Source organism: Curtobacterium sp. LFS084 (assembly GCF_047977705.1).
Lineage (GTDB): Bacteria > Actinomycetota > Actinomycetes > Actinomycetales > Microbacteriaceae > Curtobacterium.
This window is the reverse complement of record NZ_JBFPFM010000015.1, coordinates 13,204-28,609: the sequence shown is the minus strand read 5'-3', so window position 1 is coordinate 28,609 and position 15,406 is coordinate 13,204. Positions and strand designations below refer to the sequence as shown.

The 15,406-nt window shown below is 70.0% G+C and carries 14 protein-coding genes; 4 read left to right on the top strand and 10 right to left on the bottom strand.

Translation table 11 applies throughout. The features are described from left to right. Nucleotides 1-2 precede the first annotated feature (2 nt). Together ACNQOV_RS10165 and ACNQOV_RS10160 are read right to left on the bottom strand one after the other, a co-directional pair. Nucleotides 3-1,445, bottom strand: coding sequence for a cation:proton antiporter (locus tag ACNQOV_RS10165; protein ID WP_022906982.1), 1,443 nt, complete (start codon nt 1,443-1,445; stop codon nt 3-5). A gap of 3 nt (nt 1,446-1,448) precedes the next feature. Then, entirely contained in the window at nt 1,449-1,979 is a 531-nt protein-coding gene (locus ACNQOV_RS10160; RefSeq protein ID WP_022906983.1) for a cation:proton antiporter regulatory subunit, read from the bottom strand. A 148-nt stretch (nt 1,980-2,127) separates the two neighbouring features. On the opposite strand from ACNQOV_RS10160, the gene ACNQOV_RS10155 reads away from it, so the two are divergent. Continuing rightward, nucleotides 2,128-2,589 carry a hypothetical protein gene (locus ACNQOV_RS10155; RefSeq protein ID WP_416394387.1) on the top strand — a complete coding sequence of 154 codons (462 nt, stop codon included), beginning with the start codon at nt 2,128-2,130 and terminating at the stop codon, nt 2,587-2,589. 72 nt (nt 2,590-2,661) lie between these two features. On the opposite strand, the gene ACNQOV_RS10150 is transcribed toward ACNQOV_RS10155, so the two are convergent. From ACNQOV_RS10150 to ACNQOV_RS10120, 7 genes are all read right to left on the bottom strand, one after another. Further along, nucleotides 2,662-4,551: a glycerol-3-phosphate dehydrogenase/oxidase gene (locus ACNQOV_RS10150; protein ID WP_402266810.1), complete on the bottom strand. Its 1,890-nt coding sequence runs from the start codon at nt 4,549-4,551 to the stop codon at nt 2,662-2,664. 61 nt (nt 4,552-4,612) lie between these two features. After that, entirely contained in the window at nt 4,613-5,734 is a 1,122-nt protein-coding gene (locus tag ACNQOV_RS10145; protein ID WP_022906986.1) for a GuaB3 family IMP dehydrogenase-related protein, read from the bottom strand. Nucleotides 5,735-5,789: 55 nt separating this feature from the next. Beyond that, nucleotides 5,790-5,984: a hypothetical protein gene (locus tag ACNQOV_RS10140; RefSeq protein WP_022906987.1), complete on the bottom strand. Its 195-nt coding sequence runs from the start codon at nt 5,982-5,984 to the stop codon at nt 5,790-5,792. A 201-nt stretch (nt 5,985-6,185) separates the two neighbouring features. Beyond that, the gene (locus ACNQOV_RS10135) at nt 6,186-7,013 is read right to left on the bottom strand and encodes an ABC transporter ATP-binding protein (protein WP_402266804.1); all 828 of its coding nucleotides are present in this window, start codon (nt 7,011-7,013) and stop codon (nt 6,186-6,188) included. Further along, nucleotides 7,010-7,897, bottom strand: coding sequence for an ABC transporter ATP-binding protein (locus ACNQOV_RS10130; RefSeq protein ID WP_022906989.1), 888 nt, complete (start codon nt 7,895-7,897; stop codon nt 7,010-7,012). Before ACNQOV_RS10130 ends, ACNQOV_RS10135 begins: the two co-directional genes overlap by 4 nt. Further along, nucleotides 7,890-8,876, bottom strand: a complete 987-nt coding sequence (locus ACNQOV_RS10125; protein WP_022906990.1) for a branched-chain amino acid ABC transporter permease — start codon at nt 8,874-8,876, stop codon at nt 7,890-7,892. Before ACNQOV_RS10125 ends, ACNQOV_RS10130 begins: the two co-directional genes overlap by 8 nt. Nucleotides 8,877-8,887: 11 nt before the next feature. Next, the gene (locus ACNQOV_RS10120; protein WP_416394386.1) at nt 8,888-10,234 is read right to left on the bottom strand and encodes a branched-chain amino acid ABC transporter permease; all 1,347 of its coding nucleotides are present in this window, start codon (nt 10,232-10,234) and stop codon (nt 8,888-8,890) included. Nucleotides 10,235-10,589: 355 nt separating this feature from the next. Between ACNQOV_RS10120 and guaB the strand changes: the two genes are divergently transcribed. The 3 genes from guaB to ACNQOV_RS10105 all read left to right on the top strand — a co-directional run bounded on the left by guaB (nt 10,590) and on the right by ACNQOV_RS10105 (nt 14,127). After that, nucleotides 10,590-12,092, top strand: a complete 1,503-nt coding sequence (gene guaB / locus ACNQOV_RS10115; RefSeq protein WP_022906992.1) for an IMP dehydrogenase — start codon at nt 10,590-10,592, stop codon at nt 12,090-12,092. A gap of 77 nt (nt 12,093-12,169) precedes the next feature. Then, the gene (locus ACNQOV_RS10110) at nt 12,170-12,562 is read left to right on the top strand and encodes a VOC family protein (protein ID WP_416394385.1); all 393 of its coding nucleotides are present in this window, start codon (nt 12,170-12,172) and stop codon (nt 12,560-12,562) included. Between the two features lie 230 nt (nt 12,563-12,792). Next, nucleotides 12,793-14,127, top strand: a complete 1,335-nt coding sequence (locus ACNQOV_RS10105) for an ABC transporter substrate-binding protein (protein WP_022906994.1) — start codon at nt 12,793-12,795, stop codon at nt 14,125-14,127. A gap of 217 nt (nt 14,128-14,344) precedes the next feature. On the opposite strand, the gene rarD is transcribed toward ACNQOV_RS10105, so the two are convergent. Beyond that, the gene (rarD, locus tag ACNQOV_RS10100) at nt 14,345-15,307 is read right to left on the bottom strand and encodes an EamA family transporter RarD (protein WP_416394384.1); all 963 of its coding nucleotides are present in this window, start codon (nt 15,305-15,307) and stop codon (nt 14,345-14,347) included. Between the last annotated feature and the right edge of the window lie 99 nt (nt 15,308-15,406).

Here is a 15,406-nt window from a genome sequence, read left to right as displayed (position 1 = left end):
TATCAGTACTCCGGATCGCGCTGGCGGACCGGGCGCTCGGGGCGCTCGGTGGGGGTGTCGATCGACGACGTCCGGGGCTCGGACGGCGTCTCCGGGGACTCATTCTCCCGCTCCTGGCTGCCAGCAGCCTCCACCAGGGCGAACTCCTCGGCGAACTGGCGGTCGCGCTCGGCACGACGGGCGGCCGCCGCGGCGTCGGCCTCGGCTTCCGCTGCCTCGGCCGCGGCGGCTGCGGCGACCGCGCGCCGACCCCCCAGGCGGTTCCGGAGCCGCGCCAGACGAGCCGGACGCACGACGAGCCGTCCGATCCGGTCCGAGTTCACCGCGAGCAGCGGCCCGAGGATCGCCATGACGAGGACGTACAGGCCAGCGAAGGCGGTGATCCGGGCCTCGAGCCCGGCGGCTGCCGAGAGCGTCGCGAGGATCAGCGCGAACTCGCCACGGTTCACCAGGATGACCGCGGTGTTGATGCCCTGCTGGACGTTGAAGCCGTTCATGCGCGCGACGAGCTGCCCCGCGATCGCGTTCAGCGCGACGGTCATGCCGATCGCGCCGAGCACCGGCCAGAGCACCTCGCCGAAGGTCGACAGGTCGAGCCCGAGCCCGAAGTTCACGAAGAAGAACGCCGCGAACACGTCGCGCATCGGCAGGGCGAGCTGCTCGATGCGGTCGCGGTAGCGCGTGGCACCGCAGAGCAGGCCGATCACGAACGCGCCGATCGCGTCCGTCACGCCGAGCAGGTCGCCGATGCCGCCGAACATGACCGCGAGGCCGAAGAACAGCACGGTGAAGAGCTCGTCGTCACGGGTCGCGAAGATCCGCGACACCCACTTGCCCGCGAACCGCGCGAGGGTGAACATCACGATGAGGAACCCGAACGCGAGCGCGAGCTTCCCGACGACACCCCAGACGTTCGTGTCGCCGGACAGCACCACGGAGACGATCGCGAGGTAGATCGCGATGAAGACGTCCTCGATCACGGTGACGCCGAGGATCATCGGCGTCTCGTCGTTCGCCAGGCGTCGCAGCTCGATGAGGAGCTTCGTCACGATCGCGCTCGACGACGTCGCCGTCATGCCGGCGATGATGAGCGCCTCGCGGGTGCCCCAGCCGAGCGAGAACCCGAAGGCGAACCCCACGCCCATGTTGATGGCGACGTACGTCCCGCCGGAGACCAGGAGCTTGCCGGCGTTGCCGTAGAACTCTTCCTGGTCGAACTCCAACCCGAGGTTGAACAGCAGCAGGATGAGCCCGAAGGTCGCGATCAGCTCGATCGTGTGCGACTCGACGTTCAGCCCGATCCACGGGGTGTGCGGACTCGCGATGAGCCCCACGACCATGTAGATCGGGATCGCGGGCAACCCGATCGTCTTGCCGAGGCGTCCGAGGACGTAGGCGATGATGAACAGGACGCCGATGGTGAGCAGCTCACCACCCAGGTGCACGGGCTAGCTCCTCGGCGGGGCCTCGGCCGCAGCGGCCGCAAGCTCTCCGCTGCGGTAGAACGAGAACGCCTTGGCGACCTTCTCCGGCGCACCCGCGACGACGATGGTGTCGCCGGGGAACACGACGAAGTCCGACGACGGGGCCGGGTTCGCGCTGTCACCGCGGACGACCGCCACGACCGTCAGGCCGATGAAGCCCGAGTCGTGCAGGTCACCGAGGGGCTTGCCGGCGATCGCGTCGTCGTAGTCGACCGAGAACCAGTCGATGCTGAGGCCGGGGATCTCGTCGAGCTTGTCGAGACCCTCGGTGATGCGCGTGCCGCCGAGGAGTTCGGCGAGCGTGTGCGCCTCGTCCTCGCTGAGGCGCAGCGACACCTTCTCGGACTTGTCGGCGCCGTCCGAGACGTCGGCGAAGGAGATGAGGTCGGAGTGACCCGACCGGTGCGTGATGACACCACACTTGCCACCGTCGTCGGTGTAGAAGCTGTGCAGCACGCCGACTCCGGGGAGTTTGACGCGATGGACGTCGACCATGATGGCTCCCTCTTCGAGTACCCCGATGATAACCACCGAGGGGGTCCGGCCATTCCGTTCCGCTACAGTCCGGTGGACGACGAGATCCGGGGGGACTGCTGTGGACGACGAACGGACCAGGCGCACGGTGGCGGGCACGGGTGTCGCGGTGGTGGCACTCTACGCCGCACTGCTCGCCGTCGAGGCGCTCGTGCTCGACCCGCTGGCCGCGGTGCCGGGCACCTCGCTCGGCACGATCCACGCGGAACTCGGCCGGCAGGGGTTCTCGGTCGGCACCGACGTCGCGGCCGTCGTCGGGATCGCCCTCGTCGGTGTCGGCCTGGCGGTCGGGCTCGCCACGTCGCTCCTGGTGACCCGCGCCCGCACCCACGTCATCGCCGCGGTCCTGCTCGGCGTGGTCGCGCTCGGCGGTCCGATGACCTGGTGGAGCGGCTTCTGGCTCGGCATGGACGTCGCGGACGCCTACGGCGTCGACGGTGGCGCGCACACCGTCTGGGCCGGTGTCCTCCTGGTCAGCAGTGCGATCGCGCTGGCCGCGATCCCGTTCGTCCTCGTGATCGGGCAGGCGGTCAGCGTCCGCCGGACCGCCCGCGGGTCGCGCGCCGCCTGACTGCGCCGACCCGCGCCTCCAGGCCGTCGACAGCCAGGAGGCGCGGGTCGTGTCGTCGACGCGGGTCGCGTCCTACTCGGGCTCGCTCGTCTTCTCGCCGACCACCTGCTCGTCGGACGCCTTCGCGCCCTCCGCACCGCTCGAGCGGCCGCCGCCGACGACCACGTCGTCCTCGTCGAACCCGAAGGCGATGTCCGGCGCCTCGAGCCGCACGCGGTCCGCCGACTCGTCGTCGGGCTGCAGCTGCGACTCGCGTTCCGCCGCGACGCGCTTGAGGTAGTTCGACACCTCGTGCTCGGTGGTCTCCTGGTCCCAGCCGAGCACGTCGGCCATGAGCTTCGCCGCGACCGGGGCCGCCGACTCGCCGCGGTCCCAGGCCTCGATCGAGATGCGGGTGCGACGGGCGAGGACGTCCTCGAGGTGCAGCGCGCCCTCGTGCGAGGCTGCGTAGACGACCTCGGCCCCGATGTAGTCGTCCGCACCGGGGAGCGGTTCGGCGAGCGACGGGTCCTGCTTCACGAGCCGGAGCACCTCGGTCGCGAGCGTGCCGTACCGGTTCAGCAGGTGCTCGATCCGGACCTTGTGCACGCCGAAGCTCCGCGCGGTGCGGCCGCGGCGGTTCCAGGCGGCCGGGTAGCCCTCGGCGCCGAGCAGCGGGATGTCCTCGGTCGTCGAGCCGGGGATCTTGCCGTCCATCGCCGCGACGGCCTCGTCGATCGCGTCCTTGCCCATCACGCGGTAGGTGGTCCACTTGCCGCCGGCGACGACCACGAGCCCGGGCACGGTGTGTGCGACGACGTGCTCGCGGCTGAGCTTCGACGTCTGGTCGGACTCCCCGGCGAGCAGCGGCCGGAGTCCGGCGTACACGCCCTCGACGTCCTCGCGGGTGAGCGGGACCGCCAGGACCTTGTTCACGTGCTCGAGGATGTAGTCGATGTCCGCCGCGGTCGCCGCCGGGTGGGCCTTGTCGAGGTACCAGTCGGTGTCGGTCGTCCCGACCAGCCAGTGCCGACCCCACGGGATCACGAACAGCACGCTCTTCTCGGTGCGGAGGATCATGCCCATGTTCGACTGGAAGCGGTCGCGCGGGATGACCAGGTGGACGCCCTTCGAGGCGCGCACCTTGAACTGACCGCGCGTGCCGATCATCGCCTGGGTGTCGTCGGTCCAGACGCCCGTCGCGTTGACGACCTGCTTCGCGCGGATCTCGAACTTCTCGCCGGTCTGGATGTCGTGCGCCTCGGCACCGACCACGCGTTCCCCGACCTTGATGAAGCCCTCGATCCGGATGCGGCTCGCGGCGTGGGCACCGTACGACGCCGCCGTTCGCACGAGCGAGGCCACGTACCGGGCGTCGTCGACCTGGGCGTCGTAGTAGGTCATGCCGCCCACGAAGGCGTCCTTCTTGAGCGACGGCATCGAGCGGAGCACCTGCGTGCGGCTGAGGTGCCGGTGGTGCGGGACCCCGGGCGGTCGGCCGCCGGACCAGCTGAAGGCGTCGTACATCGCCATGCCGATCCCGATGTAGAAGCGCTCCCACACGCGGTGGTTGAGCGGGTAGAGGAAGCGGACGGGCTTCACGAGGTGCGGGGCGATCCGCTGCAGCAGGAGTCCGCGCTCGATGAGGGCCTCGCGGACGAGCCCGAAGTTGAGCTGCTCGAGGTACCGGATGCCGCCGTGCACGAGCTTCGACGAGCGGCTCGAGGTGCCCGATCCCCAGTCGCGGGCCTCGACGATGCCGACGCTCAGGCCCCGCGTCACGGCGTCGAGCGCGCTGCCCGCACCGACGATGCCGCCGCCGACCACCAGGACGTCGAGCTCCCGGGTCTTCATCGCCTCGATCGCGGCGGTGCGTTCGTCGGGACCGAGCTTCGTGGACGGGTCGAACCCCACCCCCGGTGCCGCGTTCTCGGCGCGGGCCGGCCGGGTCGCGCTGGACGTGCTCGTGCTGGTCTTGGCCATCGTCGCCTCCGTGTCACGGTGACGCCGAGGCGTCACCCGCGCCGGAGTGCGGGTGCCACCGTCAGTTCCGGTGGTACGGCGCCACGACCACTTCTACTCGCTGGAACTCCTTGACGTCGGAGTATCCCGTCGTGGCCATCGACCGACGCAGCGCGCCGACGATGTTCGCACGGCCGTCCCAGGTCGGGGTCGGGCCGTTCAGGACGTTCTCGAGCGGGGCGATCGTGCCCACCTCGACCCGGCGGCCGCGCGGCAGCTCCGGGTGGTGCGCCTCGGCACCCCAGTGGAAGCCGCCACCGGGTGCCTCGGTCGCGCGGGCGAGCGCGGTGCCGAGCATGACGGCGTCGGCGCCCATCGCGATCGCCTTGACGACGTCGCCCGCGGTGTCGAGCCCGCCGTCGGCGATGACGTGCACGTAGCGGCCGCCGGACTCGTCCATGTAGTCGCGGCGAGCGCCGGCGATGTCGGCGACGGCGGTGGCCATCGGGGCGTGGATGCCGAGCGCGGCCCGGGTGGTCGAGGCAGCGCCGCCGCCGAAGCCGACGAGCACACCCGCGGCACCGGTGCGCATGAGGTGCAGCGCCGCCGTGTAGGTGGAGGCACCGCCCACGATGACCGGGACGTCGAGCTCGTAGATGAACTTCTTGAGGTTGAGCGGCTCGGTGTTCTGCGAGACATGCTCGGCCGAGACGGTCGTGCCGCGGATGACGAACAGGTCGACACCGGCGTCCACGACGGTCTGCGAGAACTCCTGCGTGCGCTGCGGGCTGAGTGACCCGGCGACCGGCACCCCGGCGGCGCGGATCTCGGCCAGGCGCGCGGTGATCAGCTCGGCCTTGACCGGCTCGGAGTAGATCTCCTGCATGCGCTTGGTGACGTTGCCGTCGGTGAGCGCCTTGATCTCGTCGTAGTAGGGCGTCGGGTCCTCGTAGCGGGTCCAGAGCCCTTCGAGGTCGAGGACGCCGAGCATGCCGAGCCGGCCCATCTGGATGACGGTCGCCGGCGAGGCGACGGAGTCCATCGGGGCCGAGAGGATCGGCGACTCGAACGTGAACGCGTCGATCGACCACTGCACGCTCACGTCACGCGGGTCACGCGTGCGCCGCGAGGGGACCACCGCGATGTCGTCGAACGCGTACGCCCGACGTCCGCGCTTGCCAGCACCGATCTCGACTTCACTCACCCGGCAAGCCTACCGGTCGTGTCCCCCGGGTGACACGGACACCCGCGGGCGCCGGTCAGCGTGTCCGGCGGGCGCGGCGGGCGCGTCGCTTCCGCAGCACCCGCAGCACCAGGCCGAGCAGGAGCGCCAGCACCACGAGCACCCCGAGCAGCGCGGCCGCTGCCTTCACGAGCAGCGCCGCCCCGACGAAGAGCACGGCGAAGACCAGCCACACGAGGGCGTCGAGCACGAGGGGGCCGGGGGTCCGCACGCGTCCGAGGGTAGCGACCCGACGGGGGTGGGTCGCGCCTCCTGGTCGATGGCGTGCCGAACCGGTGACACGAGCCGCGAGAGGCGAGCCGCGCGCCGATCCCGGTGAGGAGCGGGGCCGTGCGGCGCTGAGCGTCCACGCACGACCCCACTCGGTGCGGGTACCGCCCCCACAGCGGCACCCACGGTCGACACCGCTCGCTCAGCGCGCGGAGTCGACGTCCTTGGCGAGCGTCCCCAGGTACAGCTCGATGACCTTCGGGTCGTCGGCGAGCTCCTTCCCGGTGCCCGAGTACGCGTTCCTCCCCTGGTCGAGCACGTACCCACGATCGCAGATCTGCAGACAGCGTCGCGCGTTCTGCTCCACCATGACGATCGACACACCGGCCTTGTTGATCCGGCGTGTGCGGATGAACGTCTCGTCCTGGCGCACCGGCGACAGTCCGGCGGACGGCTCGTCGAGGAGCAGGACCTTCGGGTCCATCATGAGCGCCCGGGCCATCGCGACCGACTGCCGTTCGCCGCCGGACAGGGATCCGGCGCGCTGGCCCTTCCGCTGTCCGAGGACGGGGAACAGGTCGTAGATGACCTCGAGCCGCTCGGCGAACTTGCGGGGCCGGAGGTACAGGCCCATCTGCAGGTTCTCCTCGATCGAGAGCGAGGGGAAGACGTTGTTCGTCTGCGGGACGAAGCCGACGCCGGCCTGCACGAGCTTGTTCGCCTTGAGGTTGGTGATGTCCTCGCCCTGCAGGGTCACCGAGCCCTCGCGGATGGACACCAGGCCGAACAGGGCCTTGAGGAGCGTCGACTTGCCCGCGCCGTTCGGCCCGATGATGCCGATGAGCTCGCCCGGGTAGCAGTCGAGGTCGCAGCCGTTCAGGATGTTCACCCCGGGCAGGTACCCGGCGACGAGGTTCTTCGCGCTGAGCACCGGCTCGCGGTTAAGGGTGGCCGTGCCGGCCACGGGCGCCGGGGCGGCGTCCGGACTGGAGGCGCTGCTCGCGTTCGTCGGCTCGCTTGCGTCGGTCATCGGGTCGCCTCCTGCTCGTCTTCTTCCGCTACTTCCTCGGCGAGCTCCTCGTAGGTCTCCTCGTTCAGGAGCGAGTCGTCACCGAGGTCGGTGTCGTGGTGCGCACCGAGGTACGCGTCGATGACCGCGCGGTCGTCCATCACCGTGTCGGCCGGACCCTCGGCGACGACCTTGCCCTCGGCCATCACGACGACCCAGTCCGAGATGTGCCGGACCATGTGCATGTCGTGCTCGACGAACAGCACGGTCATGCCGTCGTCGCGCAGGGACTGGATGTGCCCGAGCAGCGACTGCGTCAGTGCCGGGTTCACGCCCGCCATCGGCTCGTCGAGCATGATCATCGTCGGGTCGGACATGAGTGCCCGGGCCATCTCCAGGAGCTTCCGCTGCCCACCGGAGAGCGAGCCGGCGTAGTCGTCCGCCTTGGTGTCGAGCTTGAACCGGGCGAGGAGGTCCTCGGCCTTCGCCGTGATCTCGCGCTCCCGCTTCCGCCAGAGCGCCGGGACGAGTCCGACGAAGAAGTTCTCGCCGGGCTGGTCGCGGGCGCCGAGGAGCATGTTCTGCATCACGGTGAGGCGGCTGAGCGCCTTCGTGAGCTGGAACGTGCGGACCATGCCCTTGTTCGCGATGTGGGTCGCGCTGGTCTTCTGCATCGTGTCGCCGTTGAAGCGGGTCGTCGCACCCGGGCTCGGCTTGTCGAACCCGGTCAGCAGGTTGAAGAACGTCGTCTTGCCGGCGCCGTTCGGACCGATGAGGGCGGTGATCGAGCCGCGCTGGACCTCGAGGTGGTCGACGTCGACCGCGGTCATCCCGCCGAAGCGACGGGTGACGTCGTCGACGACCAGGATCGGGTCGTCCTTGGGGTGGGCGTAGGTCTCAGACACTGAACGTCAACTCCTTCTTGTTGCCCAGCAGGCCCTGTGGACGGAACACGATGAGGAGCATGAGCGCGACGCCGACGAGCACGTAGGAGAACTGCTCGGCCTGCTGCGCGTTCATGATCGAGTTCGGGATGAAGTCGCCGGCGAGGGTGCGGATCGCGAGCCGGACGACGAAGAACAGCACCGCGCCGAGGACCGGTCCGAACACCGTCGCCGCGCCGCCGAGGATGAGTGCCGTCCAGATGAAGAACGTCATCGAACGGCCCATCGCGTCGGGCTGCACCGAGCTCGGCAGGACGTAGATGATGCCGGCCAGGGCTCCGAGCGCACCGCCGAAGACGAGCGCCTGCATCTTGTACGAGTACACGTTCTTGCCGAGGGAGCGGACGGCGTCCTCGTCCTCGCGGATGGCCTTCACGACACGGCCCCAGGGGCTGCGCATGAGCAGGAACAGCACGAGGGTGAAGAGGGCGACGAGGCCCCACGCCGCGATGCGGATCCACCAGCCGTTGACGCCGTTGTTCGAGTACGTGAACCACAGGATGGAGGTGGTGCCGTCCGGGAGCGGGCTGAGGGCGTTGAACGGGTCGCGGTAGCTCGACCCGGTGATGCCGTTCGAGCCGCCGGTCGTCGTGGTGAGCAGGCTCGAGCGTCCCACCATGCGGATGATCTCGGCACCGGAGATCGTGACGATCGCCAGGTAGTCGCCCCGCAGCCGCAGGGTCGGGATGCCGAGGATGATCGCGAAGACGATCGCGACGAGCAGGGCGACGAGGACCGCCATCACGAACGGCAGCCCGTTCGTGATCGAGATAGCGAAGCCGTACGCGCCGAGCAGCAGGAACGCCGCCTGGCCCATGTTGACCAGGCCGGTGAGTCCGAAGTGGACGTTGAGGCCGATCGCGGCGAGCGCGAACGCCGCCGTGGTCGGGGCGAGGGCCTCCTGCGTGAGCGAGGAGAGCAGGGAGAGGATGTAGTCCATGGCGGCGCTCCTTAGCCGATCCGCTCGGCGCGACCGAAGATGCCCTGCGGCCGGAACAGCAGGATGAGGATGAGGATCACGAGGGCGGTGGCGTACTTGAAGTCACCCGGCAGCACGAGGTTCGTGAGCTCCACGACGACGCCGATGATCATCGAGCCGACGAGTGCGCCGTAGGCGGTGCCGAGGCCACCGAGCGTGACCGAGGCGAACATGAGCAGCAGCAGCTGCAGGCCGGTCTGCCAGTTCACGCCGTTGAGGACGAGACCGAGCATCACGCCGGACAGCCCCGCGAGGCCGGCTGCGAGCGTCCACACGAACCGGATCACCCGGTCGACGTCGATGCCGGACGCGCTGGCGAGTGCCGGGTTGTCCGACACCGCGCGGGTCGCACGGCCGAAGCGCGTCTTCGCGAGGAACAGGCCGGTGGCGACCAGGACCACGAGGGCGATGCCCATCGCGACGTAGGACTGCACCGTGAGCGTCACACCGGCGAACCGGATCGTCTCCGGGTTCCCCTGCTGGATGCGGACCGTCGACGCCCCGAAGAAGTACTGGAACGCGTACTGGGCGGCGATCGACAACCCGATCGTCACGATCATGAGCTGCGTCAGGCTGATGCGCTTGCGCCGCAGCGGCCGCCAGATGCCGGCGTCCTGCAGGTACCCGGTCGCCGCGCACAGCAGCGTGACCACCACCCCCGTCAGCCAGATGTTCCACCCGAGCTGGTTCGCGAACAGGTACGCGAGCAACCCGCCGAGGGTGACCTGCTCACCGTGCGAGAAGCTCGACAGCCCCGTCGTGCCGTAGATGAGCGACAGGCCCACGGACGCCAGCGCGATGAGGAGCCCGAGCCGGATGCCGGACGCGAACTGCTGCCAGGCCCGCTGGGGCGTGACGCTCGTCGCGTCGTCGTTCGTGACGACCCCCTGCTGGTCGGACAGCTGGAAGATCTGGCCGACGTTCGCGTTGAGGCTCGCGGACACGGTGCGCTTCGCGTCGGCCGCGTTCGTCAGGTACTGGCCCTTCGGCAGGGTGTCCTGGTCGACGCTCACCGTGTAGCTGCCCGCCGCGGTGACGCTCACCGACCACCGACCGGTGTCGGACGTCGTCGCGGTCTGCGCGAAGCCGCCCGGCCCGGCGACGTCGACGGCGACGCCCTCGACCGGTTCGCGGTCCGAGTCGGTGATCGTGCCCTGGATGCAGCCGTTCGTCGGGCTGACCGTGCACGGCTGGGTGCTGGCTGGTGCGGTGCTCGCGGACGCCGACGCGCTCGGGGCCGGGGTGGCGCCGATCGCCGGCAGCGTCACCGCCCAGTCGATCAGGAAGGTCGCCAGGAACGCGAGCACGAGGACGGCCATGATGACCGGTCGCTTTCGTCCCGGGCGGAGGCGGAACCTGCGCAGCGGCGCAGACCCCGGCGGAGTGATGGATCCCACGGAAGAGCCTCTCGTTCGGATGACGAGGACGCTAGGGGGATTGTGTGTCACCCGTGTTTCCATCACGTTCCCTGTGTGATTCGTGCCGCAACTGTGACGTTGTGGAGGAAGTCTCGACGGGGGTTCCGAGGCGGGGCCGCACCGCGCCTCCCGGCCGCCCACGGGTGTCCACGGGGCGGAATGCGGGAGAGCGCCTGCGCGTTACCATGGTCTATCCGGAACCCGCCGCAGCGTTCCCGGTGTCTCGACCACTTCACCTCGCCCACGAAGGGGACCCATGGACCAGCCGGATCCGTTCGGATTCATCGGACTCACGTACGACGACGTCATGCTCCTGCCGGGGTACACCGACGTCATCCCGAGCGAGGCGTCGACCGCGTCCCGGCTCACCAAGCGCATCACGGTCAACGTCCCGCTGCTCTCCGCGGCGATGGACACCGTGACCGAGGCCCGCATGGCGATCGCCATGGCCCGGCAGGGCGGCATCGGCATCCTGCACCGCAACATGTCGATCGCCGACCAGGCGGCCGCCGTCGACAAGGTCAAGCGCAGCGAGTCCGGAATGATCACCAACCCGGTGACCACCAGCCCGGACGCCACCGTCGCCGAGGTGGACGCGCTCTGCGGACAGTTCCGCGTCTCCGGCCTGCCGGTGGTCGAGGGTGACGGCACCCTCGTCGGCATCATCACCAACCGCGACATGCGGTTCGTGGCGCCGTTCGAGCAGCAGTCCACGCTCGTCCGCGACGTCATGACGAAGGCCCCGCTCATCACGGCCCCGGTCGGCATCGACCCGGACGACGCCGTCGCGATCTTCGCCGAGCACAAGATCGAGAAGCTCCCCCTCGTGGACGAGGACGGCAAGCTCCGCGGTCTCATCACCGTCAAGGACTTCGACAAGAGCGAGAAGTACCCGGACGCCACCAAGGACGACGCCGGCCGACTGCGTGTCGGTGCCGCGATCGGCTTCTTCGGCGACGCCTGGGAGCGTGCGACCGCCCTGCGCGAAGCCGGCGTGGACGTCCTCGTCGTCGACACCGCCAACGGCCACAGCGCCGGCGTGCTCGACATGGTCCGCCGTCTCAAGGCCGACCCGGCGTTCGCCGCGGTCGACGTCATCGGTGGGCAGGCCGCCACGCGCGAGGGCGCCCAGGCGCTCATCGACGCGGGCGTCGACGCCGTCAAGGTCGGCGTCGGACCGGGCTCGATCTGCACCACGCGCGTCGTCGCGGGTGTCGGCGTCCCGCAGGTCACCGCCGTGTACGAGGCCTCCCTCGCCGCGCGTGAGGCCGGCGTGCCGGTCATCGCCGACGGCGGGCTGCAGTACTCGGGCGACATCGCCAAGGCCCTCGTGGCCGGCGCGGACACCGTGATGCTCGGCTCACTCCTCGCCGGCACCGACGAGTCCCCCGGTGACCTGGTGTTCGTCAACGGCAAGCAGTTCAAGGCGTACCGCGGGATGGGCTCCCTCGGTGCCCTGCAGACCCGTGGCAAGAAGACCTCGTACTCGAAGGACCGCTACTTCCAGGCCGACGTCCCCTCGGACGACAAGCTCGTGCCCGAGGGCATCGAGGGCCAGGTGCCCTACCGCGGCTCGGTGGCGAACGTCGTCTACCAGCTCGTCGGTGGCCTGCGGCAGTCGATGTTCTACGTCGGTGGCCGCACCGTCCCGGAGCTCAAGGCCCGCGGCAAGTTCGTCCGGATCACCCCGGCCGGGCTCAAGGAGTCCCACCCGCACGACGTGCAGATGGTCGTCGAGGCGCCGAACTACAGCCGCTGAGCCGATCCGCACCCCGAACGCCCCTGCTCCTCGACGGAGCGGGGGCGTTCGTCGTCGGTGGGCAGTAGGGTCGCGGCATGGTCAGCGCCGTCTCGCACACCTCGATCGACTGCCGTGACGCGTACGCGCTCTCGGAGTGGTGGAAGCAGGTGCTCGGCTACGTCGACGTCGCCGACGACCCGAACGCGCCCGGCGACGAGGAGTGCATGATCGTCGCCCCCGACGACTCGCACCACGTGCTCTTCATCGAGGTCCCCGAGGCGAAGGCGGTGAAGAACCGCATCCACTTCGACCTGCGGCCGACCGACCGGACCCGCGACGACGAGGTCGTCCGGCTGCGGGGCATCGGCGCCCTCGAGCTGGCGGACCGCCGCACGGCGACCGGGGGCTGGGTGACGCTCGCCGACCCCGAGGGGAACGAGTTCTGCGTCCTCCGCTCCCAGGCCGAGCTCGACGCCGGGTCCGCCTGACCGCCCTGAACCGCCGGGCCCTGTCCGCGCTGCGCGGGCAGAGCGTCCTGCCACCGCAACGCCACCGCAGCGCCACCGCGCGGCCCCCGGGTTTCCGCGCCTCCCGCGTCACGGCTGGGTAACGAAACACTTTGCGTACCGCCCCGTCACACCGCTGAAACACCGTGACCCTACGTTCTCTCACATCCCCAGCGGGACCTGAGGTTCCGCGCAGAGAAAGGGCTCCACGGATGATCAGAACCACCCGTGCCACCACGGCACTGGCAGTGGCAGGAGCGGCGGCGCTCCTCCTCGCCGCCTGTTCCACCACCAGCGGCGGCACCTCGCCGTCCTCTTCCGCGTCGGGCGGCGCGAAGAAGGACCCCGCCGCGAGCTGCAAGGCCCCGGACACCCCCGGCACCGACGCGCTGAAGATCGGGACGATCCTGCCGCTGACCGGTTCGCTCGCCTACCTGAACCCGCCCGCGGAGTCCGGTGTGGGGCTCGCGGTGCAGGACATCAACGCCGCGGGCGGTGTGCTCGACAAGGACGTCACCATCGACCCCGCCACCGACTCCGGTGACAGCAACGACATGACGGTGTCGAGCTCGGCCGCGACGAAGCTCGTGAACGCGAAGGTCCCGGTCGCGATCGGCGCCGAGTCCTCCAGCGTCACGCTCAACGTCATCGACCAGCTCACGAGCAACTGCATCGTGGAGATCTCCCCCGCGAACACCGCGTCGGACCTCTCCGGCTACTCGTCGTACTACTACCGGACCGCTCCGCCGGACTCGGTGCAGGGCTCGGCGCTCGGTCAGCTCGTCACGGGTGACGGCAACGCCAAGGTCGCCTTCCTCGTCTTCAACGACACCTACGGCACCGGCCTCCGGAACACCGTGCAGAAGGCGATCGAGGACTCGGGCGGATCCGTCGTCTACGGCGGCAAGGGCAAGGGCCAGGAGTTCCCGCCCGGCCAGACGACCTTCTCGTCCGAGGTGACCGCGGCGCTCGCCACGAAGCCGGACGCCATCGTCGTCCTGGCGTTCGACGAGACGAAGTCGATCATCCCGGAGCTGAAGTCGCAGGACGCCGACATGTCGAAGATCTACATGTCCGACGGCAACACCGCCGACTACTCGAAGGACTTCGACAAGGGCACGCTGACCGGCGCGCAGGGCACCATCCCCGGCGCCTCGCCCAAGGACGAGTTCAAGGCCCAGCTGTCCGCCTTCTACAAGAAGTCGTCCGGCAAGGACCTCGCCGACTACTCGTACGCGGCCGAGTCCTACGACGCCACCGTCCTCGCGGCCCTCGCCGCGGTGAAGGGCAAGGGCACGGACTCCGGGACCATCCAGGCCAACATGGCCGCGGTGTCCGGAGCCGACGGCGGCACCGAGTGCTCGACGTTCAAGGACTGCGTCGCCCTGCTCGACAAGGGTGAGGACATCCACTACACGGGTCCGTCGGGCATCGGTCCGTTCGACGAGAACAACGACCCGTCGAGCGCCTACATCGGCATCTACAAGTTCGACGGCGACAACAAGCCCGTCTACCAGAGCGCCATCCAGGGCTCGGTCAAGAAGTAGCCGACACCACCAGATCGACAGCGCCCCGCGGCCCGACCGCGGGGCGCTGTCGCGTGCGGCGGGCGCCCGGGAGCGTGCCGAGACTCGGCTGCGCGGACGGTTTCGTGGCCGACACCGCGCGAAACTGTCCGCCGGGCCGAGACTCGGCGCACGGCGGGCGGGCGGGCGGGCAGGCAGGCAGGCCGGCAGGCGGGCCGGGAGGCGCGGCGCGCCTCCGTCAGACCGGCTCGGCCGCCGTGAGTGCCTGCGCCCGGCGCCGCGATGCCCGACCGGCCGCGAACGAGTCGACCGTGAGCAGGACCAGGGCCAGCCACACGATCCCGAAGCCGAACCACCGCGCACTCGACATCGGCTCGTGCTGCACGACCACGCCGACGAGCAGCTGCATGACCGGCGCGAGGTACTGCGTCAGCCCGAGCGTGGACAGGCTCACCCGCCGCGCCGAGGACGCGAACAGCAGGAGCGGCACCGCCGTCGCGGGCCCGGTCAGCACCGTCACCAGGACGTGGAGCCCACCGGCACTCGCGAACGTCACGCCGCCGCCGAGCCCTGTCACGCCGAGCACCACGAGGGCGACCACCGCGATCGGGAGCAGCCACACGGTCTCGATCGTCAGACCGCTCAGCGCGTCCACCGTGCCGCCGACGCGCTTCTTCACGAGGCCGTACAGGCCGAACGAGAACGCGAGCACCAGGGAGATCCACGGCATCTGGCCGTAGCCCACCGCGATGACGACGACGGCCACGATGCTGATGCCGACGGCGGTCCACTGGAGCGGACGCAGGCGTTCGCGGAGCACCACGACCCCGAGGGCGATCGTGACGAGCGGGTTGATGAAGTACCCGAGGGCCGCCTCGACGGTGTGTCCCGTGGTGGTGGCCGCGACGTACACGGTCCAGTTCACCAGGATGAGGACGGCTGCGAGGCCCATCACGAGCATCACCCGACGCTGGGCCATCAGCGTGCGGGTCCGGAGCCACGAGCGGGTGACGGCGATCGCGATCGCGCAGAACACCAGCCCGAAGACGATCCGCCAGGCGACGATCTCGAACGCGCCGGCGGGGGCCATCGCCGCGAAGAGCAGCGGCATGAGTCCCCACAGCCCGTACGCGACGATCGCCTGCACGACGCCGACGGATGCCTCGCTGCGGGCCGGGCGTGCCGGGGACGGTTCACTCACGGAACCATCCTAGGAACCAGCACCGACGGTGCGTGGCCGAGCCGCGCCTCCCGGACCGGTCTGCCCGGCCACGCGACGGACCGCACCCGGGACGCCCCC

Excerpts from the sequence above, each read along its gene's own strand:
- ACNQOV_RS10160 (WP_022906983.1), bottom strand. The coding sequence starts at position 1,979 with ATGGTCGACGTCCATCGCGTCAAACTCCCCGGAGTCGGCGTGCTGCAC.
- ACNQOV_RS10150 (WP_402266810.1), bottom strand. The coding sequence starts at position 4,551 with ATGGCCAAGACCAGCACGAGCACGTCCAGCGCGACCCGGCCGGCCCGC.
- ACNQOV_RS10135 (WP_402266804.1), bottom strand. The coding sequence starts at position 7,013 with ATGACCGACGCAAGCGAGCCGACGAACGCGAGCAGCGCCTCCAGTCCG.
- ACNQOV_RS10125 (WP_022906990.1), bottom strand. The coding sequence starts at position 8,876 with ATGGACTACATCCTCTCCCTGCTCTCCTCGCTCACGCAGGAGGCCCTC.
- ACNQOV_RS10120 (WP_416394386.1), bottom strand. The coding sequence starts at position 10,234 with ATGGCCGTCCTCGTGCTCGCGTTCCTGGCGACCTTCCTGATCGACTGG.
- guaB (WP_022906992.1), top strand. The coding sequence starts at position 10,590 with ATGGACCAGCCGGATCCGTTCGGATTCATCGGACTCACGTACGACGAC.
- ACNQOV_RS10110 (WP_416394385.1), top strand. The coding sequence starts at position 12,170 with ATGGTCAGCGCCGTCTCGCACACCTCGATCGACTGCCGTGACGCGTAC.
- ACNQOV_RS10105 (WP_022906994.1), top strand. The coding sequence starts at position 12,793 with ATGATCAGAACCACCCGTGCCACCACGGCACTGGCAGTGGCAGGAGCG.